Origin of the sequence: Streptomyces sindenensis, assembly GCF_014649035.1 — a bacterium.
GTDB lineage: Bacteria > Actinomycetota > Actinomycetes > Streptomycetales > Streptomycetaceae > Streptomyces > Streptomyces sindenensis.
Genome location: NZ_BMSG01000010.1, coordinates 155,725 through 178,132, shown reverse-complemented (window position 1 = coordinate 178,132; position 22,408 = coordinate 155,725). Strand labels below are relative to the sequence as shown.

Below are 22,408 nucleotides of genomic sequence, written 5' to 3'. Positions count from 1 at the left end.
GCTCTTCCAGGACGGAACGCCACGGCGCACCCGGCCCCTGGCGCTCCCCGGGGTTCCTGAGGCCGGACGGGGAGCCCGGCAGTGCGGCGGTGGCTGACAGGCGGACGGGTTCAGCAAGCAGTGCGGCGTACATGTTCAGGGGTTCCTCGTCGCGGTTGGGCCGGGCGGGGACGTGAGGCGGGTGCCTCTGCCGGTCATGCCGGTGGCGGTGAGGGCAGCCGCCGGCAGCGGGGAGCCGGGCGCCGCCCGCCCCGGGGCAGACCCGGAGTCATGAGGCGTCCCGAGCGGTGGAGGTCTCACCGTGTGCGCGGTGACGCTCCCACGGGTGGATGCCCTGCTCCACGAATCGTGTGATGCGCCGCAGGTTGGCGGGGTCGGAGAAGATCTCCCGGTTCGCGGTCACCGCGGCGTCGCGGTACCTCTCCAGCGGAGCGATCTCCGAGCTCACGAACCGCTTGTACCGGGCGATCCCGTCGCCGGGCAGCTTGCTCAACCGGCCCAGATGCCGGGCGAGCAACGGGCCGCTGCTTTCGGCACTGCTGTCGACGAGCCCCCACTCGGTCGCCAGTTGAGCATCGACGGCCCGGGTCGTCAGCGTCAGGTAGTTTGCGCGCTGGTATCCGACGCGGCGTACCAGGAACGGCAGCACCATCGCGGGGTACAGGCCGAACAGCAGCTCCGACAGCCCGAAGGTGGCGGTGGTGTCGGCGATCACGATGTCGGAGGCCGCGACGAAGCCGATGCCTCCGGCGTTGGTCCTGCCCCGGACATGGGAGACCGTGATGTAGGGGCCGGTGGCCATCCGCAGCCACAGATCGTAGAGCGGCGAGGGATCGTACTCGGCCGGGGCGCCGTTCGCGGCCGACTCCGGTGCGGTGAAGGCGGTGAAGTCGGCGCCGACGCAGAACGCCTCAGCGTCGCCCTCCAGCACCACGATCGTGGTCCCGTCCTTCTCGCAGGAGTCGAGCAGCGTGTGCAGCTCGCGGATCACGGCATCGTTGATCGCGTTCTGCTGTTCCGGCCGGTTGAACCTGACGCGGCACACCGGATTCCGGCGGTGCACCACTATCGCTGAAGGGTCCATTCAGTCGGTCCCCACCGCGAGCAGGCGGCGCGCCATGAGGTCGGCGGCCTCCTGGAGGAGGCGGAGGTTGATCTCCGCGACCCGGCGGCGGCGCCAGTCCTGGAGCTCGGTGCCCTTGACCCACTGGTTGAAGGCGCCGAGGGCGGGCCCGCAGTGCACCTGGTAGTCCACCCGGCCCTCGTCGGAACCGCTGAGGGCGGCCTGCGTCGAGTAGGCGAAGTACCAGCGGAAGACCAGAGCCATCTTGTGCCTGGGGTCCTGATCCGCCTTCTCGATCTCGGCCGCGGGGTGGTGGGCGCGGACCTCCTGGTAGACCTCGTCGAAGGTCCGGCCGAAGTACCGGGTCTGGAGCTGCCCGGCCGTCGCGGCGTCGATCCCGTCCAGCGAGTCGTGCCGTTTGTACAGTTCGTACAGCTTGTTGGCGCGGGCGGGGAACAGCACCCCCTTGCGGAGCACCTGGACGCGGGAGCCGTACTCGAAGAGGTCGCCGGCCGGGGCGTAGTCGGTGTCCTGGATGTCGATGTCCTGCAACAGGTCCTTGACCTGGTCGCTGGTCCCGGCCTCCACGGTGCACTGGTTGATGGACCCGGTGGTGACGAAGTCCGCGCCCATCAGGAAGCAGGCCGCGGCGGCTTCCGGGGTGCCTATCCCTCCGGCGGCACCGAGGCGGACCCGCTGCCGGTACCCGTACTGGGCGGCCACGGTGTCCCGCAGGCGGCGGACGGAGGGCAGCAGGGCGAGCGCGACACCCTGGTCGGTGTGGCCCCCGGAGTCCGCCTCCAGGCAGAGGTCGTCGGCGACGGGCAGCTCGGCGGCGAGTTCTGCCTCTGCGGCCGTGATGCGGCCCTGCTCCAGGAGCTGGCCGACCAGGCGGGCGGGGGCCGGGCTGAGGAAAGCCCTGGCGACCTCGGGCCGGGAGACCTTGGCGATGACGCGGTGACGCGGCACGACACGGCCGTCCGCCTCGCGGCGCAGCCCGGTCAGGCGGTAGCGGACCATGGCGGGCGTCAGCGTGATGAAGGCGGAGACCTCCGCGACGCGGATGTCGTACCGCAGCAGCAGGTCGACGAGGGCGTCCTCCCACCCCGGGTGCCTCGGGTCGTGCACCAGGTTGACGCCGAAGGCCGTATCGCCGGTGAGGGTCTGCTTGAGCTGCCGGATGCCCGCCTCCGCCTGTTCGACGGTCTGACCCGCGGTGCCGAGGAAGCCGAGCATTCCCGCACGTGCCACGGCGGCGACCAGTTCGGGGGAGGCGATCCCGCGGTACATGCCGCCCGTGACGCAGGCGTAACGCAGGCCGTAGTCGCGCCGGAAACCCGCACTGCCCAGGTCGGTCGCCAGGATGGCCCGGGGGACGACAGGCGCGGGTGCGGTGGCGGCGGCCGGCGCGGGTGCGGCGGCTGCGGGCGCGGCGGCGGCCGGTGCGAGGGTGGCGGCCGTCCGTCGCGGCGGCTCGTCGAGCAGAGCGGCCTCCCGCTCCTCCTCCGGCGTGACGATGAGCGGTTCGGCCTTGCGCCGGATGCTGCGCACCAGCCCGGTCAGCACCCGGCCGGGGCCGACCTGGACCATCTCCTCCACGTCCTTGCCCATCAGATAGCGCACGCTGTCGCACCATCTGACGGAGGACGAGATCTGCGAGACCAGGGTGTCGACGACGCGGTCACTGCGGTACGGGCGTGCGGTGACGTTGGCGATGACCGGGACGGTCGGCGGGCGCAGCTCGAACTGGTGGGCGAACTCGGCGAATTCGCGCTGCGACTCGATCATCTGACGCGAGTGGAACGCTCCGCTGACCTTGAGTACGGAGTAGGACTGCGCGTTGGCCGCCATGAAAAGGTCCTTGGCCTGCTCGACGTCCTCGCGCGGCCCGGAAATCACGGTCTGCGTGGGGGAGTTGAGGTTGGCCACGTCCAGGCTGTCGAGCCCGGAGGCCCGCAGGACGTCCAGCACCTCCTGCTCGCCGAGGCCCAGCACGGCGGCCATGCCGCCACCACTGACCCGGCCCATCAGCTCACCGCGCTTCTTGACCAGCCGCAGCCCGGTCATGAAGTCGAAGACGTCGGCGGCCAGCAGGGCGTTGTACTCGCCCAGGCTGTGCCCGGCGACGTAGTCGGGGCGCGGCTTGCCCTCCTCTAGGAGCTGGTAGTAGCTCAGCGCGTTGACGACGTACAGGGCCGGCTGGGTGTACTCGGTGTTGCCGAGGCGCTCCGGATCGTCGAGACAGAGGGAGCGGATGGAGTAGCCGAGCACCTCGTCGGCGATGTCCGTGAGTTTCTTGAACTCGTCGAACAGATCGGCACCCATGCCGAGTTGCTGCGATCCCTGGCCAGGAAAAAGGTAAGCGATCATGGCGGTAAGTCAGTCCCCCTCCGCGCGTCCCCGGAAGCCGTAGCACCTGCCCGTCACGGCGAGGAACGTCCAGCATCACTCGGGGTTAGAAGAACGGCGGAAAGCGAGGCACTCTTCGCATTCGACAGCCCGCCGGGTGCCCCTCCTGGAGAATTATGCATATCCAAGCGGAGCCAGCATGCACTCATGGCCACAGCCGCGGAGACTCAATCTCGGCGCGCCGTGAAGACAACACAAAACAAGAGAGATTCGGTGCACCCCCCGACCGACTGCTCCGTCACAAAAAGTGAGTCCCCTGCCCCCTCCTTCACGAGAACCACACAGGAGGTAGGCGTGAGCCATTGCACCCCATGGGATGACTCAAAATCAACCACCACAGGGTCCCTTTACCGGATCGTGACGAAGCGCCGAGTTTCAGGTCCGACAGGGTGATGGTATGCGCAGGACACCGCATCATTCGCCCGCCCGCCAAGAAGACGCGCACCGCGACCAGCGCCGTCCCGTACGCCGAATCCCCATTGCGCGTTTCTGTCGCATACCGGCCACACGGCACCAAGGGTAGAAATATCCGACACCCCTCCCCCGACCGGCGCCACCTGCGGAACAGTCAGTCAACAGGCCGCAGAATGAGCCAAGTTGACGGAAGACCTACCGCCTCGTACTCTGCTCCAGCCCTCCTGATATGAGTGAATCATTGGCGATCGATCAAACACCGACGACGCTACCCATCAGTAGTGGTGCGCGCCGTCAGCAGTTCACAACAAGTTTCACGGGGGATCTATCGTGAGCAATACGGTGTACCTTCTCGGCGGCCAGGGTTCGCAATACATAGGCATGGCTTCCTCTCTCTACGAGAAGAACTCCGAATTTCGGCGAACCATGGACCGGTTGAATGCCGCATGTCTGGATCGTTACGGCTGGTCGGCCACAGCCGCTATGTATGATCCGTCGCGCGGGATAGCCGACGCATTCGACGACCTGCCACTGTCCAATGCCGCCATCTTCATGGTCGAGTATTCCCTGGGTGCGGCGCTCGCCGCAGAAGGCATCCGGCCCGACGTACTGGTCGGTTCCAGCCTCGGGGAATTCGGTGCCCTCGCCGTCGCGGGCCATGTGGCACCGGAGGACGGCCTGCGGTTCGTGGTCGACATGGCGCTGCTGCTGGAGGCCAAGCTCCCGCGGGGCGGGATGCTGGCCGTCCTCGGCGACCCCCGGCTTCACGAGGAACTACCGATCCTGCATCAGCACACCGAGGTGGCGTCGGTCAACCACGAGGGCCACTTCGTCCTGAGCGGTGAGCCCCAGGGGCTGGAGCGGGCCGGGGCGGCTCTCAAGGAGCGCGGCATCATGGCCGTGCCGCTGCCGGTCACCAAGGCGTTCCACTCCTCCGCGCTGGACGCGGTGCGCGAGGAAGTCACCGCCCTCGCCTCGTCGTTCTCCTTCGCTCTGCCGGACGGCGCGGCCCCCTCGGCACCTGTGGTGGTCTCCTCCACCACCGCCGACGTCCTCACCGAATGGACCCCCGAGGACTGCTGGAACACCCTGCGCCGGCCCATCAGCTTCACCAGGTCCCTGGCCGCGGTCCCCGGCGCGAGCGAGGCCCGTTATATCGACCTCACCCCGTCGTCGTCCCTGTCCACCATCATGAAGACCAGCCACCGCGGCTACCGCACCTACCCGATCATCACCCCCTTCGGCAGGGAACTCGACCACATCGAAGCCCTGTCGGCGGACCTGCCGGCGTGAGTCGGGACAGCAGCGCCGTCATCACCGGGCTCGGGGTGCAGTGCGCCATCGGCGGCGGTCTCGCGGAGTTCACCGGGGCTCTGCGCGACGGGCTCCCCGGCGTGACGTTCCGGCATCCGGGTGACGGGCTGCCGCCCGCCGTGGGCGTGACGGCCCTCCCGCGCAGCTCCCCCCGGGACGTCCTCGACACGCGGCTGACCGGAATCGATCCCGAACTGCGGGAACGGACACGGTCGCTGATGCGCCGGGCCACCCGTTCCAAGCAGTACGCGCTGCTCGCGGCAGTCGAGGCGTGGTCGCAGGCCGGCCTCCCCGCCGACCGGGACACCACCCGCACCGGGGTCGTCATCGCCGGGGGCAACCAGGCTCATGAGCTGTACCTGGACATGGGCCGCAGATTCCGCGACTCGCCGTCCTACGTGCGTCCCAGCTACGCCGTCGAACTGTGGGACACCGACCTGCTGGGCACCGTGTCGGAACTCCTCGGCTGCCTCGGCGAGGGCCTGAGCACCGGCGGCGCCTCAGCCGCCGGCAACGTCGGCCTGATCACCGGCCTGCGCATGGTGCGGGACGGATACGCGGATGTGTGTCTGGTCGTCGCCCCCGTCACCGAACTCTCCCCGGTCGAGCGGATGGCGCTGTTCAACCTCGGTGCGCTCGGAGCCAAGGCCCGCCAGGAGCCGGCGCCGGAACGCAGCCGCCCGTTCGACTCGCAGCACGACGGGTTCATCTACGGTGAGGGCGCCGCCGCCCTGTTGCTGGAGTCCCGGGAACATGCCGGCCTGCGCGGTGCCCGCCCGCTCGCCACGCTGCTCGGCGGCGCGTCGGCGCTGCACGGCAGCCGTCTCACCACACCGTCCCTCGACGGCGAGGTGCGGGTGATGCGCCAGGCGCTCGCCGAAGCGGGCCGTGACGTCGGCGAGATCGACCTGGTCAGCGCGCACGCCACCTCGACCCCCCTCGGGGACGCCACCGAAGCCGAGGCGATACGCACGGTCTTCGGCGAACGCACCGGCGAGGTCTGGGTGAACTCGGCCAAGTCGCTCATCGGCCACTGCCTGGGGGCCGCCTCCGCGATCGAGGCGATCGCCGCCGTACAGCAGATCCGCCACGGCTTCATCCACCCCAACGCCAACCTCCAGGAGCCGATCCCCGAGGCGGCGCCGCTGCGCCTCGCCCCCGCCACCGCCGTGGACGCACGGCCACGCCTGGTACTGAGCAACGCGTTCGGCTTCGGCGGGATCAACACCTCGGTGCTGCTGGGTGAAGCCGACTAGCACCAACTACGCGTCCGCAGGGCTGGGTTGTTTCGGTACAGTCGCCCCGTGAAGCCGATCGACCCGCTCCCCGCGCGGAACTTGGACATCCCCGCCCTGGCCGCCACCGCGGGCACCGGGGAACCTGCCCCGCCACCGGCCGGGACGCCCACGGTGTGGCTGGTGCCCGCGGCCGTCGTCCCGGATCTCCCCGCCGGGCTCACCGAGTCCGTCCTCAGTGACGAGGAGTCGGAGAAGGCGGCACGCTTCGTCCACGACCGGGACCGGCACACCTACGTGGCCGGGCACCTGGCGGTCCGCTTGCTGCTCGCTGCCCGGCTCGGTCTGCCGCCGAGGGAGATCGGCCTGCTGCGCGAGGCATGCCCGGGCTGCGGCAAACCGCACGGCCGCCCCGCGGTCGCCCCCCGCCACGGACTGCACTTCTCCCTGAGCCACACCCGGGGACTCGCCGTGGTCGCCCTCGCCGGGCGTCCGGTCGGTGTCGACGTGGAGACGCTGCCCGCCGAGCCCGCCATCGAACAACTGGTCGATCAGTTCCATCCCGCCGAGACGGCATCAGTACAGGCGCTGCCCCCCGCGCTCCGGCCCCAGGGCTTCGCCCGTGTCTGGGTGCGCAAGGAGGCATATCTCAAGGGCCTGGGGATCGGCCTGGGGCGCCCACTGGACGCGGACGACCTGACAGGCGACCCACCGGGCTGGACCATCCGCGAGATCGATCTCGGCGGCGGTTACCCCGGCCACCGCGCCGCACTGGCGGTCGCGGCCGGTTGACGGGACGCAACTTTCCAGCAGGCGCCCGGAGTTCGTCCCAGCACCCTCAGGCAACGATGCGGTCGCCAAGGCCCCTTCCGACCACCCGTCGAAGCCACCTGCCGCCCCGCCTCTGCGGTCCCCCGCCCGCGCCACCGGACCACCCGCACTCGCCGACTTCGGCCTTCCCGCACTCAGACGGCTGATGCCCCGTCTCACCCACCGGCAGCCTGCCTCGCCCCCGTCCTGCACGGCAGCCACGGGCACCGCCGGCGACGGCGTCAAGCCCGCTTCAGCCCCTACCGACGACGCGGCCCCACCCCACCCCACCCCACCCGAACCCGGGTCGAACTCGTGGAACGGGCGCGGGACCCGCCCGTGGAAGCTCTCCAGGAGCTGCCGCATGGCGACGAGGTCGCGGCTCTCCGCCTCCTCCGCTTCTCCGTCTCCGTAGACGCTGGCCGAGGAGACGAAGACCAGGCGGCGTACGCGGTGGCTCGCGGCGACGGCGTCCAGGACGGCCTGGGTGCCGGCGATGTTGACGTCGATCGCGTCCGCCGGCTCCCGAGTGCGGGCGGCGGCGTGGATGACGTAGTCGACGAGGTCCTCCGAGTGATCATGCACACCGGGAACGCAAGGAGCGCACCCCCATGCAGACTCAGAGCCTGTGGGAGCACACCCTCACGTTCTTCCCGCAGTTCCTCGCCACACTGCGGGAACGCGTCGCCCCTGACGCCACCGTCGCCGTGGTCGGCGCGAGCGACGGCAAGTTCGTCCTGCCCCTCGCCGCCACCGGCTACCACGTCGTCACCATCGAACGCGACGCGGTCGCCCTCCACGGGGGCGACGTCCACCTCCCGGGTGACAGCCAGACCCACGCGCTGGGACTGATCGACCGCCTGAAGCTCGAAGAACTCCACGAACGCGTAGAGGTCGTTGAGACCGACTTCCTGGACGGCGAGCCCCTGGGCCTGCAGTGCGACGCCGTCTGGACGAGCTGCTCGTGGCACTACAGTGCCAACCACCAGCGCCCGCTCGGCGAGTTTGTCGACCGCATGCAGCGCCTGGTCCGCCCAGGCGGCGTGTTCGGCGCGGAATTCATGATGCCCGTCGAAAGACGCCACCACATGATCGAGCACTACACCTCCCCGAAACGCCTGCACCCCCACTTCATCGGCGACTGGGAGGTACTGCTCACCCTGCGCACCACCGAGTTCACCGAGCGGCCCCACGTCGGCCAGCTGCACGACCACACCCACCGCATGGGCCTGCTGCTCGCGGCCCGGACGTCCACCCTCACCGACCACTTCTGAGAGAAGATCCCATGAAGCACGAGTACGAGGCGAAGTTCCTGGCCGTCGACGTCGCCGACCTCCAGACCAAGCTGAGCGCCCTCGGTGCCGTCCAGGCGTTCCCCCGCACTCTCCTCACCCGCAAGATCTTCGAGAACGACTCCCTCGACGGCGGAACCTGGATCCGCCTGCGGAACGAGGGCACCCGCTCGACCCTCACCCTCAAGCAGGTCACCGACGCCACGACGATCGACGGCACCAAGGAGATCGAAACCGAGGTCACCGACCTGCACGCCATGGCCGACATCCTGCGCCGGGCCGGCCTCACCGAGGTCCGGTACCAGGAGAACTACCGCGAGGAATGGCGCCTCGGAGAGGTCGCCTTCGACTTCGACACCTGGCCCGACCTCCCCACCTTCCTGGAGATCGAAGGACCCGACGAGGCATCGGTACGCCAAGCCGCCGCCCTGCTCGACCTCGACTACTCCGAGGCCCGGTTCGGCAGCGTCGATGAGATCTACACGAGCGAGTCCGGCCGCGACATCCTCGCCGAGCCCACGCTCCTGTTCTCCGAAGCCGAGAAGCAGAAGGACGCTTCTCCCACGGCCCAGGACCGTTGATCACGGAGGGAGACAAGCGATGCCGACGGTAGTCGCCCTACAGCACACGGTGATCCCCAGGATCGCCGAGTTCGCCCGAGGAGGACTGCCCGGACCGGCGGCCACCGACAACGGCAACGAGTGGGTCGACGGACCCTGCTCGCTCTACCGCGGACAGCGGTGAACGCGCGTCCTATGGATCAGCCCCGCCGGAGTCGCCACGCCACGGCAACCCGGCCGTGTAACCCGCCATAACCCGAGCAACAGAAAACCCCAGGTCACGGGCTATGTGACCTGGGGTTCAACTGAGCCGCCTTCGGGATTCGAACCCGAGACCTACGCATTACGAGTGCGTTGCTCTGGCCAACTGAGCTAAGGCGGCGCGCCCTGTCGCACTATGGTGCGATCAGCAGCGGGGCCAAGTCTACACAGTTTCCGGGGGTGCTCCGCACACGGCACCCCCGGAGGCGTTTGTGCTGGTCAGCCTGGGTCAGGTGCACTTCTTGCCGTCGGTGGGCGGGGTGCCCTCCAGGAGGTACGTGTTGATCGCCGTGTCGATGCAGTCGCTGCCCCGGCCGTACGCGGTGTGGCCGTCACCCTCGTAGGTGAGCAGGGTGCCGGAGGAGAGCTGCTCCGCGAGGGCCTCGGACCACTTGTACGGCGTGGCCGGATCGCGGGTGGTGCCGACGACGACGATCGGGGCCGCGCCCTTCGCCTCGGTGCGGTGCGGGGTGCCGGTGGCCTTCGTCGGCCAGTACGCGCAGTTCAGGGAGGCCCAGGCGAAGCCGCGCCCGAAGACCGGGGAGGCCTTCTCGAAGTCCGGGACCGCCTTCTCGACCGCGTCGGGGCCGTCGAAGGCAGGCGGCAGGTCGAGGCAGTTCACGGCCGCGTTGGCGAACATCAGGTTCGCGTACTTTCCGTTCGGCTCACGCTCGTAGTAGCTGTCGGCCAGCGAGAGGAGCCCCGAGCCGTCGCTGCGCTGCGCGCCCTCCAGCGCCTCGCGGAGCTGCGGCCAGGCCGCCTCGTCGTACATCGCGGCGATCACCCCGGTGGTGGCCAGGGACTCGGTCAGCTTCCGGTCGTCGCCGGTCGGGATCGGTTTCGCGTCCAGGTCCGTGAAGAGCTGCTTGAGGGCCGTTGCCGCGTCGGCGGTGTTCGTGGTGCCGAGCGGGCAGTCCGGCTGCTTCACACAGTCCGCGGCGAAGGACTGGAAGGCCCCCTCGAAGCCCGCGGTCTGGTCCCGGTTCATGTCGACCGCCTTCAGGGACGGGTCCATCGCCCCGTCCAGGACCAGGCGGCCGGCCCGCTGCGGGAAGAGGTCCGCGTACGTGGCGCCCAGGAAGGTGCCGTACGACGCCCCGACGTAGTGCAGCTTCTCGTCGCCGAGCAGGGCGCGCAGGACGTCCATGTCGCGGGCCGTGTCAACGGTCGAGACGTACGGCAGGATCTCGCCGGACCGCTTCTCGCAGCCCGCCGCGAATTTCTCGAAGGCGGCCGTGAGCTTCCGGACCTCCGCGTCGTCGTCCGGTGTCTGGTCGACCTGGGTGAAGGCGTCCATCTCCTTGCCCGTGAGGCACGCGACGGGCTCGCTGCGGGCCACGCCACGCGGATCGATGGCCACCATGTCGTAACGGGCCCGCACCGGAGCCGGGTAGCCGAGGGCCGCGTACCCCTGGAGATAGCCGATCGCGGAGCCGCCGGGGCCGCCCGGGTTCACCAGGAGGGAGCCGATCCGCTTGCCGGGGCCGGTGGCCTTCTTACGGGAGACGGCGAGCTCGATGTCCCCGTCGTCCGGCTTGTCGTAGTCCCTCGGCGCCTTCATCGTCGTGCACTCGAACCCCTCCACCCCGCAGTCGCGCCAGCTCAGCTTCTGCGTGTAGTACGCCGACAGCCCCTCGGGGGCCGCGGTGCCGGTGGCCGAGGCGTTCGGCGACGAGCCGCTGCCGCTGCAGCCGGAGATGAGCAGGCCGGCAGTGCCGATCCCGATGGCGAAGGTGCGGAACAGCCGCCTGGTAGTCATTCCGGGAGCGTATCCGGCGAATGACGAGTCGTCCGATTCCCTGCTCATTCGGGTGAACAGGACGGAACAGGGGCAGCCGTGCCTAAGTCCTCAGCCCGCCCGCAGCGCCATCGTCATCGCCTCCACCGCGAGCAGCGGCGCCACATTCCGGTCCATCGCCTCCCGGCAGGCGATCACGGACTCGATCCTGCGCAGGGTCTGCGCAGGCGTCGAGGACTCCGCGATCCGGTCGAGGGAGTCCTGCACATCGACATTGGCGATGGCCAGCTTCGAACCGAGCTGGAGCGCCAGCACATCGCGGTAGAACCCAGTCAGCTCGGTCAGCGCCAGGTCCAGGCTGTCGCGCTGCGTACGCGTCTTGCGGCGCTTCTGCTTGTCCTCCAGCTCCTTCATCGCCCCCGCCGTACCGCGCGGCATCCGGCCCCCGGCGACCCCGCCGAGCGCCGCCTTGAGGTCCTCGGTCTCCTTGGCGTCGACCTCCTCCGCCATCTGCTTGGCGTCGTCGGTGGCCGTGTCGATCAGCTCCTGCGCCGCCTTGAGACAGCCGCCCACATCGGCGACCCGCAGCGGAACCTTCAGCACCGCCGCCCGCCGCGCCCGCGCCCGCTCGTCCGTGGCCAGGCGGCGGGCCCGGCCGATGTGCCCCTGGGTGGCCCGCGCCGCCGCGTGCGCCCGCTCGGGGTCGACCCCGTCGCGGCGGATCAGGACGTCGGCCACGGCCTCCACCGGCGGGGTGCTCAGGGTCAGGTGCCGGCAGCGGGAACGGATCGTGGGCAGGACGTCTTCGAGCGAGGGGGCGCACAGCATCCAGACCGTGCGCGGCGCGGGCTCCTCGACGGCCTTCAGCAGCACATTGCCCGCGCCCTCGGTGAGGCGGTCGGCGTCCTCCATGACGATGACCTGCCACCGCCCGACCGCCGGGGAGAGCTGGGCGCGCCGGACCAGGTCACGGGTCTCCTTCACACCGATGGAGAGCAGGTCCGTGCGGATGACCTGGACGTCGGCGTGCGTACCGATCAGGCTCGTGTGGCAGCCGTCGCAGAAACCGCAGCCGGGTGCGCCGCCCAGCGCCCGGTCCGGGCTGGTGCACTGGAGCGCGGCGGCGAAGGCCCGCGCCGCCGTGGACCGGCCGGAACCGGGCGGTCCGGTGAACAGCCAGGCATGCGTCATCTTCGAGCCCTGGTCCAGCGGCTTGCCGTCGGACACGGAGGTGACCAGCGCATCGGCGTCCCGGGCGGCAGCGGCGAGCTGTTCCTGCACTCGGTCCTGTCCGACCAGGTCGTCCCATACGGTCATGGGTCACCGCCCTTCCGGTGGTGTCGTGCACGGCCCGCGGACCGCGGCGTCGTCGCTCTCCATTGTGGAGGACGCCACTGACAGTCCGGCCCGCCCGCCCCCGGAGGGACGGACGGGCCGGGACTTCGCCGTCGGCGGTGGGGCGGGTACGTCAGCCGCGCGGGCGGCGTCCCCGGCCGCCGCGGTCCTCGTCGTCCTGGCCACCGAGCAGTTCGTCCGCCAGGGTCGGCAGATCGTCCAGCGGGGTCTCCTCCGCCCAGTCAGGGCGGGGGCGCTTGCGGCGGCTCTGCTTCCGGTCGGGCGTCGCCCCGGCGTTCGGGTCCTCGACCTGCGGCAGCTCGCGGGTGCGCTCGTTCTCGCTCTCCGCGGGCGCGGCCGCCTGGCTCTCGTCCCGGAAGAAGCCCTGGGGCACCCGGTCGGAGGGCTGGTCGGCGGGCACGGGCGGCAGCACGGCCGTCTCGTCCGCGTCCCGGGCCTGCCGGGGGCCGGCCGGCCGCTGGTCCGTGAAGCGCGGCAGCATCGCCGTCTCGTCGTCCCCGGAAGCAGCACCGGGCACAGCTCCGGAGCCGGAACCGGAACGAGAACCCGTGCCCGTGCCCGTACCGGATCCGGAGGAACGGTCGTCCTCCGGACGCGCCGCCGGGACCGGCTGCGTGATCTCGTTCGGGTTCACGATCGGGGTGGGCACCGTGAGCTCGTTCTCCGGCACCGTCGGACCCGACGCGCCTTCGGAGCGCGAGGACGTCTCCGTACCGAACGCGGGCGACACCCGCTCGGCCTCGGCCCGCGCCGCCTCCGTACGCGCGGCCGCCTCGGCCTCCGCCCGGCGACGGGCCTCCTCGGCGCGCAGCAGGGCCTCTTCGGCCTTGCGCTGCTTCTCCAGCCGCAGCGCCTCGGCCTCCCGGCGCTGGCGAGCCTCCTCCTCGGCCTTCAGACGCAGCCGCTCCTGCTCGGCCGCGCGGACCCGCTCCTCGGCCTCCAGCCGGAGCCGGTCCTCCTCGGCGCGGCGGCGGGCCTCCTCGGCGCGCTGCCGGGCCTCCTCCGCCTGGCGTTCGGCCTCGCGGCGGCGGGCCTCCTCCAGCTCGCGCTGCTTGCGCTCCTCCTCCTCGGCGCGCAACCGGGCGAGCTGCTCCTGGCGCTCCTTCTCCAGGCGCTCCTCCTCGGCCTTGCGGGCGGCCTCCTCCTCGGCCTTGCGCCGCGCCTCCTCCTCGGCCTTGCGCCGGGCCTCCTCGATGGCCTCGATCTCGGCCTCGGAGAGCGGAAGGAGCTGGTCGAGCCGGTGACGTACGACCGTGGTGATCGACTCCGGCTCCTGGCCGGCGTCCACCACCAGATAGCGGGCCGGGTCGGCGGCGGCCAGGGTGAGGAACCCGGACCGCACCCGCTCGTGGAACTCCACCGGCTCCGACTCCAGCCGGTCCGGCGCCTCCGTGAACCGCTCCCGCGCGGTCGCCGGGTCGACGTCCAGCAGCACCGTCAGATGCGGTACGAGGCCGCTCGTCGCCCACCGCGAGATCCGGGCGATCTCGGTCGGGGCCAGGTTCCGGCCCGCGCCCTGGTAGGCCACGGACGAGTCGATGTAGCGGTCGGAGATGACGATCGCGCCGCGCTCCAGCGCCGGGCGGACGACGGAGTCGACGTGCTCGGCGCGGTCAGCGGCGTACAGCAGGGCCTCGGCCCGGTTGGAGAGACCGGCGGAGGACACGTCGAGCAGGATCGAACGCAGCCGCTTGCCGATCGGGGTGGCCCCGGGCTCGCGGGTGACGACGACCTCGTGGCCCTTGGACCGGATCCAGTCGGCGAGCGCCTCGACCTGGGTGGACTTGCCCGCTCCGTCGCCGCCCTCCAGGGCGAGGAAGAAGCCGGTCGCCGCCGGCGCGACGGCCGGTTCGTCGCCGCGCAGCGCCTCGCGCAGGTCCCGGCGCAGCGGCACGCCCGCCCGGTCGTCCGTCCTGGCGAGGACGAAGGCGGCGACGGGCAGCAGCAGCGCACCGAGCAGCATCAGGGTGAAGGCGGCCCCGCCGTGGGCGAAGACGAAGTCGCCGGCGACCAGGCGGTGCCGCCCGATCGCGGCGGCCAGCAGCGGTCCCGCGACCGCGCCGAGCGCGACGAGCACCCGGACGACGGCCTGGAGGTGCTCGGTGGTCCGGGCCTGCCGGAACGCCTCGGTCTCCTGGTCGATCAGGGTGTGCCCGGTGTTCGCGGCGACCCCGGCGGCGTAACCGGCGAGCAGGGCGACGGCGATCCCGGTCGCGGTGTCCGGCACCAGGCCGAGCGCGAGGAGCGCGAGGCCGGTGACGGCCGTGGCCAGCGCCAGCAGACGGCGGCGCGACAGGGTCGGCAGGACGTGGCGTGCGGTACGGATACCGAGAGCGGTGCCGCCGGTCAGTCCGAGGATCAGCAGCGCGAAGGTGGCCGGCCCGCCGCCCAGGTCGTAGGCGTGCAGGACGGAGACGGCCGCCGCGGCGGCGATGGCTCCGGCGACGGAGGCGCAGACCGCGACCAGCAGGGGGACGGCGCCCGTGCGGCCCTTGTCGGGGCCGGTGCCGGTGGCGGGGCGACGCAGGCCCTCCAGCGGGGAGCGCGGCCGGGGCGTCCGGTCGGCGGGGAACTCCAGGAAGTACAGGGTGGAGATGGAGGCGGAGAAGAGCCCCGCCGCGACGTAGGACCCCAGGGCCGCCTGGTGGAAGGAGAACCACTCCAGGCCCGAGCCGAGGAGGTTGCCGACCAGCGTGGCGACGAGCAGGACCGCGGCTGCTGCGGGCACGGCGAGGAAGTTCGTCCGCAGCGACAGCCGGCGCAGGGCGTCGAGGTGGTCGGGCAGGGGGCGTACGGCCGCGCCTTCGAGGGGCGGGCCGGGCAGCAGCGCCGGGGCGGCGCTGTCCTTGGCCACGGCCCACAGGCGCTCACCGGCGCCGGTCACGAAGACGGTGATGAGGATCATCATGAGCGCCTTGTCGGGCGTCCAGTCGATCCACAGCGGGGCGACGACCAGCAGCGCCAGGCGCAGCCCGTCCACCCCGATCATCAGCCATCGCCGGTCCAGCTTTCCGCCGGGCCCCGTGAGGGACGTCAAAGGTCCCAGGAGTACGGCTCCGAAGAACAGGGTGGAAAGGATCCGGGCGCCGAAGACGGCGGCGACGGCGAAGGCCGCCCCGCGGTATCCGGTGCCGAATGAGCCCTCAAGGACCGCCGCTTGCAGCGACAGCAGCACCAGCACGAGAAGGGCGAGTGCATCGCCGATACCGCCGACGAGCTGGGCGCTCCACAACCGCTTCAGCGGAGGAATGCGCAACAGTGCCCGTACGGCGCGCTCGCGTGAGTCTGCGGCAAGTGTGTCGGAGGTGGGGCTCACGACCGTTGGCTGCTCGGCTCGCGTCATCCGCCCAGCCTATCGGCAGCGGCACGGTGACTGTCGGCCCGTCCGAACATATGGACGTGGACGACTTCCGGCCAGATCTCTCACCGGCCTCTGACGCGCCGCCGCCCGGCGCCGGATCACGGGGATCGAGGCGCCGGGCGGGGTGCTGTCCGCTCGGTGCGGCCGTCAGTCGTCCGACGGGGCGGAGGACGAGGCCGTTTTCGTGGCCGTCGCCTTCTTGGCCGCGGTCTTCGTGGCCGTCGCCTTCTTGGCCGTCGTCGTCTTCTTCGCAGCGGTCTTCTTGGCGGCCGTGGTCTTGGTGGCCGTCGTCTTCTTCGCGGCCGTCTTCTTGGCCGTCGCCTTCTTCGCGGGGGCCTTCTTGGCCGTCTTCTTCTTGGCGGGCCCCTTGGCGCGCTTCTCGGCCAGCAGCTCGTAGCCGCGCTCGGGCGTGATCTCCTCGACGCTGTCGCCGGTCCGCAGCGTCGCGTTGGTCTCGCCGTCGGTGACGTACGGGCCGAAGCGGCCGTCCTTGACCACCACGGGCCGCTCGCTCACCGGGTCGGTGCCCAGTTCCTTCAGCGGGGGCTTGGCGGCGGCCCGGCCGCGCTGCTTGGGCTGGGCGTAGATCGCGAGGGCCTCTTCGAGGGTGATGTCGAAGAGCTGGTCCTCGGAGGTCAGCGACCGGGAATCGGTGCCCTTCTTCAGATACGGGCCGTACCGGCCGTTCTGCGCGGTGATCTCGACACCCTCGGCGTCCTCACCGACGACGCGCGGCAGCGACATCAGCTTGAGGGCGTCGGCGAGGGTGACCGTGTCCAGGGACATGGTCTTGAAGAGCGAGGCCGTCCGCGGCTTCACCGCGTTCTTGCCGGTCTTCGGCGTCCCCTCGGGCAGCACCTCGGTGACGTACGGGCCGTAGCGCCCGTCCTTGGCGATGATCTGGTTCCCGGTGACCGGGTCGGCACCCAGCTCGAAGTCGCCGCTGGGCTTGGCCAGCAGCTCCTCGGCCAGCTCGACGGTCAGCTCGTCGGGGGCCAGGTCGTCGGGCACGTCGGCGCGCTGGTGGCCTTCGGCGTCCTTCTCGCCCCGCTCGATGTACGGGCCGTAGCGGCCGACGCGGAGCTTGATGTCGTTGCCGACGGGGAAGGAGGAGATCTCCCGGGCGTCGATCGCGCCCAGGTCGGTGACCAGCTCCTTCAGGCCGCCGAGGTGGTCGCCGTCGCCGTTGCCCGCGTCGGACGCGGAACCCGCACCGGCCGGGTCGTCACCGGAACCGGTCGCTCCGAAGTAGAAGCGCTTCAGCCACGGTACGGACTTGGCCTCGCCCCGGGCGATGCGGTCGAGGTCGTCCTCCATCCGGGCGGTGAAGTCGTAGTCGACGAGCCGGCCGAAGTGCTTCTCCAGCAGGTTGACCACGGCGAAGGAGAGGAAGGACGGGACGAGCGCGGTGCCCTTCTTGAAGACGTAACCGCGATCCAGGATGGTCCCGATGATCGAGGCGTACGTGGAGGGGCGGCCGATCTCGCGCTCTTCCAGCTCCTTGACCAGCGAGGCCTCGGTGTAGCGGGCCGGGGGCTTGGTGGCATGCCCGTCGACCGTGATCTCGTCGGCGGTCAGCGCGTCGCCCTCGGTGACCTGCGGCAGCCGGCGCTCGCGGTCGTCCAGCTCGGCGTTCGGGTCGTCGGCGCCCTCGACGTACGCCTTCATGAAGCCGTGGAAGGTGATCGTCTTGCCGGACGCGGAGAACTCGGCGTCCCGGCCGTCGCTCGCCCGGCCGCCGATCTTGACGGTGACCGAGTTACCGGTCGCGTCCTTCATCTGGGAGGCGACGGTCCGCTTCCAGATCAGCTCGTAGAGCCGGAACTGGTCACCGGTGAGCCCGGTCTCGGCGGGGGTGCGGAAGCGGTCGCCGGAGGGGCGGATCGCCTCGTGCGCCTCCTGCGCGTTCTTGACCTTGCCGGCGTACGTGCGCGGCTTCTCGGGGAGGTAGTTCGCCCCGTACAACTGCGTGACCTGGGCCCGGGCCGCGGCGACCGCGGTGTCGGAGAGGGTCGTGGAGTCCGTACGCATATAGGTGATGAAGCCGTTCTCGTACAGCTTCTGCGCCACCTGCATGGTCGCCTTCGCACCGAAGCCCAGCTTGCGGCTCGCCTCCTGCTGGAGGGTCGTGGTCCGGAAGGGGGCGTACGGGGAGCGGCGGTACGGCTTCGACTCGACGGACCGGACCGTGAAGGCGGAATCGGCGAGCGCGGCGGCGAGCGCGCGGGCGTTCGCCTCGTCCAGGTGCAGGGTCTGGGCGGAGCCGGCCTTGAGCTGCCCGTCGGGGCCGAAGTCGCGGCCCTGGGCGATGCGGCGGCCGTCGACCGCGCTGAGGCGGGCGGTGAGGTTCGAGGGGTCGGAGGCGTCGCCGGTGCGGCCGGTGGCGAATTTTCCGGTCAGGTCCCAGTACTCGGCGGAGCGGAAGGCGATGCGCTCGCGCTCCCGCTCGACGACGAGGCGGGTGGCGACGGACTGGACGCGGCCGGCCGAGAGCTTCGGCATGACCTTCTTCCACAGGACCGGCGAGACCTCGTAGCCGTAGAGGCGGTCGAGGATGCGGCGGGTCTCCTGGGCGTCGACCATGCGCTGGTTGAGCTCGCGCGGGTTGGCGACGGCGGCCCGGATCGCGTCCTTGGTGATCTCGTGGAAGACCATCCGGTGGACCGGGACCTTGGGCCGCAGGACTTCCTGGAGGTGCCACGCGATGGCTTCGCCCTCGCGGTCCTCATCGGTGGCGAGGAAGAGTTCGTCGGACTCGGCCAGCAGCTGCTTGAGCTTCCTGACCTGGGCCTTCTTGTCCGCGTTGACGACATAGATGGGCTGGAAGTCGTGCTCGACGTCCACGCCGAGGCGGCGGACCTCGCCGGTGTACTCGTCCGGGACCTCGGCCGCGCCGTTCGGGAGGTCGCGGATGTGCCCGACGCTCGCCTCGACGACGTATCCGGGGCCGAGATAGCCCTTGATCGTCTTCGCCTTGGCAGGCGACTCGACGATGACGAGTCGGCGGCCGCCCTGTGCGGTCTCGCTGGTCGGGGACAACTTCGCTCTTCTCTCCGGTCGACACTCGGTGGGCATCCGGGGCGGCGTCTGACGCTGCCCGCGGTGCTGTCGCTGCGGAGTGTGACGGTACAACCCGCCCCCGTGTCAAACGGCAAAAGCCCGCAACGGCCACTCGAACGGTAACCCGACTTCCGCCATTCCTGCCGCCCGGACCGCCGGGTCCGCGTCGCGCGGGGCTTCGGCCTGCGGCTTTTCGGAGACGGTCGCGGTGTCCGCCGGGAGACCTGTCGGCCGGGGCCTCGCCCGGCCGGGAGCGGGGATCAGACGTGCGCGAGGACCCACACACCGAGGCCGAGGAAAACTACGCCGAAGAGCGTCGTGAGTGCGGTGGAGGCGACCGGGCTCACACCGTGCGCCACCGGCGCGCGGTGCAGGGCTCGCGCCCCTGTCCAGATCAGGAGGGCGGCGCCGAACAGTGACAGGGCCGTACCCGCGAAGACTGCGGTGGCGCTCTCCATCTCGTACCCCTAGACCCTCGCGTGACCCGTCGCACGACTCGTCGGGGAGCCGCCCGGGACGGGCCGGCCCGGCCCGTCGGAGCCGGACCTGGGCGGTCCGGCACGGGGAGGTTGTCACCCGGGGGCGTCGCCCACACGAACCCCGGGTGAACAGCACTCCCCCGCCGACCGGCAAAACTCCTTCGGCGGTACGCGGGAGGGGTGGGGCCGGGGCGGGACGGGGCCCGGGGCCGGCTCGGTGCCCCGGTGACCGGAATGTGCGGGCCCGGGCGCGCCGCGCGGGGGCGTGGGCACGAACACGCTGGTTAATAAGGAGAGCGCACCCCGGACAACGGCCACCACGGACCGGTACCGGAAGACGCCCGAGCCGCACCGGCGCGGCGGCCGAGCGCTCGTCCCTCCGGCGCGGCCGCCCTACTCCTCCGGCGCGGCCGCCCTACTCCTCCCGCGCCGCGACGCCGGACGCCGGCTCCAGGAAGCCCTCCTCGACCAGCAGCCGGATCGCCTGCGGTGTGCGGTCGCGCAGGAGCACCGGGTCCTCCGCCATCAACTGCGCGATGGCGTCCAGGATCCGCCCGGCGGGCAGCGACCCGTCGCACACGCCCGCGAACCCGGCGGCCACCGCGTCGACCTTGGTCGCCCGCATCATGCCCCGGTGCTGACGCAGCACCACATGCTCGGGGTCCTCCGCCCCCGGCAGGCCGACCTGCTCCTGGACGACCTCGGCGGCAAGGGCGAAGTGCCCGGCGAGCAGAGCCGCGTCGTCCTGGTCGCGGAGGTAGTCCTGGCGGGCGAAGTGTTCCTCCACCGCCCGGCCCAGCGGCTGCTGCACCGCGTGCGGCCACTCCTCCACGACGATCGAGGGATTCCCGGCCGCCGCCGCGGCGGACTTGCGCAGGGTGATCCAGCCGAACCCGACGGAGGTCGTCCCCCGGGCCTCGAACTCGTCGAGCCACGCCTCGTACCGCTCGTCGTACTCGGCGGGGTCGCTGCGGTGGTCGCCGCTGTCCCGCAGCCACAGCTCGGCGTACTGCGTGACGTCCTGGACCTCGCGCTGGACGATCCAGGCGTCGCAGCCGTACGGCACCCAGGAGCGCAGCCGGTCCTGCCACTCCTCGCCCTCCACGTGCTGCCAGTTGGCGAGGAACTGGGCGTAACCCCCCTCGTTCAGATGGTCGCCCGCCTGCTGCACGAGCGTGCGGCACAGGTCGTCGCCGCCCATGCCGCCGTCCCGGTAGGTGAGACGGGCACCGGGCGAGATGACGAAGGGCGGGTTGGAGACGATCAGGTCGAACGTGTCGGAGCCCACCGGCTCGAAGAGGGACCCCTCGCGCAGATCGGCCGGGGCGGCGCCGGACAGGGCGAGGGTGAGCCGGGTGAACTCCAGGGCACGGGGGTTGAGGTCGGTGGCGGTGACCCGGATCGCGTGCTGGGCGGCGTGGAGCGCCTGGATGCCGGAGCCCGTACCGAGGTCGAGCGCCGAGGCGACCGGCGTACGCACGGTGATCCCGGCGAGGGTGGTGGAGGCTCCGCCGACGCCGAGGACGACACCCTCCTCGCGCGAGCCGATCCCGCCCGCGCCGCCGACCGCGCAGCCGAGGTCGGACACGATGAACCAGTCCTCGCCGTCCGGCCCTCCGTACGGCCGTACGTCGACGCACGCACGGATCTCCCCGTCCGCACCGCCTTCGCGGGTCACCCAGCCGTCCGCGACGCACTCGTCCAGCGGAAGGGCTCCGCGGGCCCGCTGCTCGGTGACCGGGCGCTGCAGAAGGAACAGCCGCACCAGCGTGTCGAGCGGAGTATCGCCCCGGGTGGCCCGCAGGGCGGGGACGGTCTCGCTGCGCGCGAGGGCGGCGTAGGCGGGCGCGCCGAGGCGGTCGAGGAGCCCGTCCGCGGTGAAGTCCGCGGCGAGCAGGGCCTCACGGAGGGCGGCGGCGTGGTCGGGTGCGGGAAGGCTGCTCTTACTCACCCTCCCATTGTGTCCGGTCCCACCGACAACGGCAGCGGCCCGGACACCCACCGGGTGTCCGGGCCGTCAGCGGGAGAGCAGCGCTCAGGACTTCTTCTCCGAGGATTCCTTCTCCGCCGACTCCTTGTCCGCGGAGCCCTTGTCCTCGGATTCCTTGTCCGCGGAGTCCTTGCCGTCGGACTCCTCCTTGTCGGGGGCCGAGCCCTCCGGGGACGCGTCGTCGCCGGCGTCGGCCGACCCGGAACCGGAGGGGCCGGTGGAAGCGGTCTGCTTCTGGCAGCCCTCCTGCTTCGACATCGCGACACCGACTTCGCCGGACTGGAGCTTCCTCAGCGCCTTGTCACCACCGGAGCTGATCTTGTTCAGCTCGTCGGCGATGGTCTTCAGTCCGTCGGCGAACTTGCTCTGGTCCTTGGTGTCGAGTGCGTCGACCTGGGTCTTGAGGTCGGCGTACGCCTTGGAGGAGGCGTTGAGCTCCTTCACCGCCGCCTTCTGCGTGGCCTCACCACCGTCGACGGGCGGCGGACCGGCCGAGTCCACAGCCGTACCCAGCGCCTTGTACGCCTCGGACATCTCCTGGAAGGCGACCGAGTCGGCCTTCTGGACGTCGGCGGGCTTGTTGTTGTCGCCGGTCTTCTCGAGGATCGACGCGTTGGCGTTGTTGATCTTCTGGAGTTGCGGCTGAACCTGGTCGCAGACCTTCTTGGCCCAGTCGTTGACCTTGTTGTCGCTGTCGTCGCTGCAGCCCGACAGCGTCAGCACGAGTACCGCACCGCCGGACAGTGCGGCTGCAAGCTTCTTGTTCACCGGATCGGTCCCTTCCAAGGCTCTCGGCCCGGAACTTACACGGCGAGGGAGCGACAGCCGGGTGCCGGTCATCCTTTATGCACCCTTTTGAAGCCATTTGCATCAAGGGAAATGAGGGAGATGCCACTCACGAAGAGAACCGCACGCGCGAGCGGTCACTCATCCGAATGAAGGGTTCCGCGTTGGCGGTGTCCGGCAGAAACGCATCCGCACGCCGAAGGAGGCCGGACGAGGGCGCCCTCTGGGCGGGGACGGCCGGAAGCCCCGGCAGAACGGTGGGCGGACGGTACGTCAGTAC

15 protein-coding genes, 1 tRNA gene and 1 pseudogene are annotated in these 22,408 nt (G+C 70.9%); 6 read left to right on the top strand and 11 right to left on the bottom strand.

The features are described 5' to 3' along the window. Positions 1-268: 268 nt before the first annotated feature. Together IE145_RS14480 and fabD are read right to left on the bottom strand one after the other, a co-directional pair. On the bottom strand, positions 269-1,084 hold the full coding sequence (locus IE145_RS14480; RefSeq protein WP_189525457.1) for an enoyl-CoA hydratase/isomerase: 816 nt from the start codon (positions 1,082-1,084) through the stop codon (positions 269-271). Beyond that, positions 1,085-3,433, bottom strand: a complete 2,349-nt coding sequence (gene fabD / locus IE145_RS14475; RefSeq protein ID WP_189525456.1) for an ACP S-malonyltransferase — start codon at positions 3,431-3,433, stop codon at positions 1,085-1,087. It lies immediately after the preceding gene. A 783-nt stretch (positions 3,434-4,216) separates the two neighbouring features. Between fabD and IE145_RS14470 the strand changes: the two genes are divergently transcribed. Genes IE145_RS14470 through IE145_RS14460 form a run of 3 tightly spaced genes read left to right on the top strand, consistent with a single transcriptional unit; the run spans position 4,217 to position 7,227 of the window. Continuing rightward, positions 4,217-5,179, top strand: a complete 963-nt coding sequence (locus IE145_RS14470) for an acyltransferase domain-containing protein (RefSeq protein ID WP_308427812.1) — start codon at positions 4,217-4,219, stop codon at positions 5,177-5,179. Further along, positions 5,176-6,456: a beta-ketoacyl synthase N-terminal-like domain-containing protein gene (locus tag IE145_RS14465; RefSeq protein WP_189525454.1), complete on the top strand. Its 1,281-nt coding sequence runs from the start codon at positions 5,176-5,178 to the stop codon at positions 6,454-6,456. Before IE145_RS14470 ends, IE145_RS14465 begins: the two co-directional genes overlap by 4 nt. Positions 6,457-6,504: 48 nt before the next feature. Next, positions 6,505-7,227, top strand: coding sequence for a 4'-phosphopantetheinyl transferase family protein (locus IE145_RS14460; protein ID WP_189525453.1), 723 nt, complete (start codon positions 6,505-6,507; stop codon positions 7,225-7,227). 429 nt (positions 7,228-7,656) lie between these two features. On the opposite strand, the pseudogene IE145_RS33390 reads toward IE145_RS14460, so the two are convergent. Further along, a pseudogene (locus IE145_RS33390) lies at positions 7,657-7,830 on the bottom strand (NAD-dependent epimerase/dehydratase family protein); the annotation flags it as partial. 26 nt (positions 7,831-7,856) lie between these two features. Here IE145_RS33390 and IE145_RS14450 point away from each other — a divergent pair. Genes IE145_RS14450 through IE145_RS14440 form a run of 3 tightly spaced genes read left to right on the top strand, consistent with a single transcriptional unit; the run spans position 7,857 to position 9,281 of the window. Continuing rightward, positions 7,857-8,519, top strand: a complete 663-nt coding sequence (locus tag IE145_RS14450) for a class I SAM-dependent methyltransferase (protein WP_189525452.1) — start codon at positions 7,857-7,859, stop codon at positions 8,517-8,519. 11 nt (positions 8,520-8,530) lie between these two features. Next, complete coding sequence (locus tag IE145_RS14445; RefSeq protein ID WP_189525451.1) at positions 8,531-9,118, top strand: class IV adenylate cyclase; 588 nt, start codon at positions 8,531-8,533, stop codon at positions 9,116-9,118. Positions 9,119-9,137: 19 nt separating this feature from the next. After that, entirely contained in the window at positions 9,138-9,281 is a 144-nt protein-coding gene (locus IE145_RS14440) for a hypothetical protein (RefSeq protein ID WP_189525468.1), read from the top strand. 124 nt (positions 9,282-9,405) lie between these two features. On the opposite strand, the gene IE145_RS14435 is transcribed toward IE145_RS14440, so the two are convergent. From IE145_RS14435 to IE145_RS14400, 8 genes are all read right to left on the bottom strand, one after another. Continuing rightward, a tRNA-Thr gene (locus IE145_RS14435) sits at positions 9,406-9,479 on the bottom strand. A 108-nt stretch (positions 9,480-9,587) separates the two neighbouring features. Then, on the bottom strand, positions 9,588-11,117 hold the full coding sequence (locus IE145_RS14430) for an alpha/beta hydrolase (protein WP_189525450.1): 1,530 nt from the start codon (positions 11,115-11,117) through the stop codon (positions 9,588-9,590). Between the two features lie 90 nt (positions 11,118-11,207). After that, complete coding sequence (locus IE145_RS14425) at positions 11,208-12,413, bottom strand: DNA polymerase III subunit delta' (protein WP_189525449.1); 1,206 nt, start codon at positions 12,411-12,413, stop codon at positions 11,208-11,210. Between the two features lie 151 nt (positions 12,414-12,564). Continuing rightward, positions 12,565-15,795, bottom strand: a complete 3,231-nt coding sequence (tmk, locus tag IE145_RS14420) for a dTMP kinase (RefSeq protein WP_189525448.1) — start codon at positions 15,793-15,795, stop codon at positions 12,565-12,567. Positions 15,796-15,960: 165 nt separating this feature from the next. Next, a complete protein-coding gene (gene topA, locus IE145_RS14415; protein WP_189525447.1) occupies positions 15,961-18,852 on the bottom strand; it encodes a type I DNA topoisomerase in 2,892 nt (963 codons plus the stop codon). Between the two features lie 281 nt (positions 18,853-19,133). Beyond that, the gene (locus IE145_RS14410) at positions 19,134-19,331 is read right to left on the bottom strand and encodes a hypothetical protein (RefSeq protein WP_189525446.1); all 198 of its coding nucleotides are present in this window, start codon (positions 19,329-19,331) and stop codon (positions 19,134-19,136) included. A gap of 436 nt (positions 19,332-19,767) precedes the next feature. Continuing rightward, positions 19,768-21,303 (bottom strand): DUF7059 domain-containing protein, encoded by a 1,536-nt coding sequence (locus tag IE145_RS14405; RefSeq protein ID WP_189525445.1) that lies wholly within the window; start codon positions 21,301-21,303, stop codon positions 19,768-19,770. A gap of 84 nt (positions 21,304-21,387) precedes the next feature. Beyond that, positions 21,388-22,110, bottom strand: a complete 723-nt coding sequence (locus IE145_RS14400) for a dynein light chain family protein (RefSeq protein ID WP_189525444.1) — start codon at positions 22,108-22,110, stop codon at positions 21,388-21,390. Between the last annotated feature and the right edge of the window lie 298 nt (positions 22,111-22,408).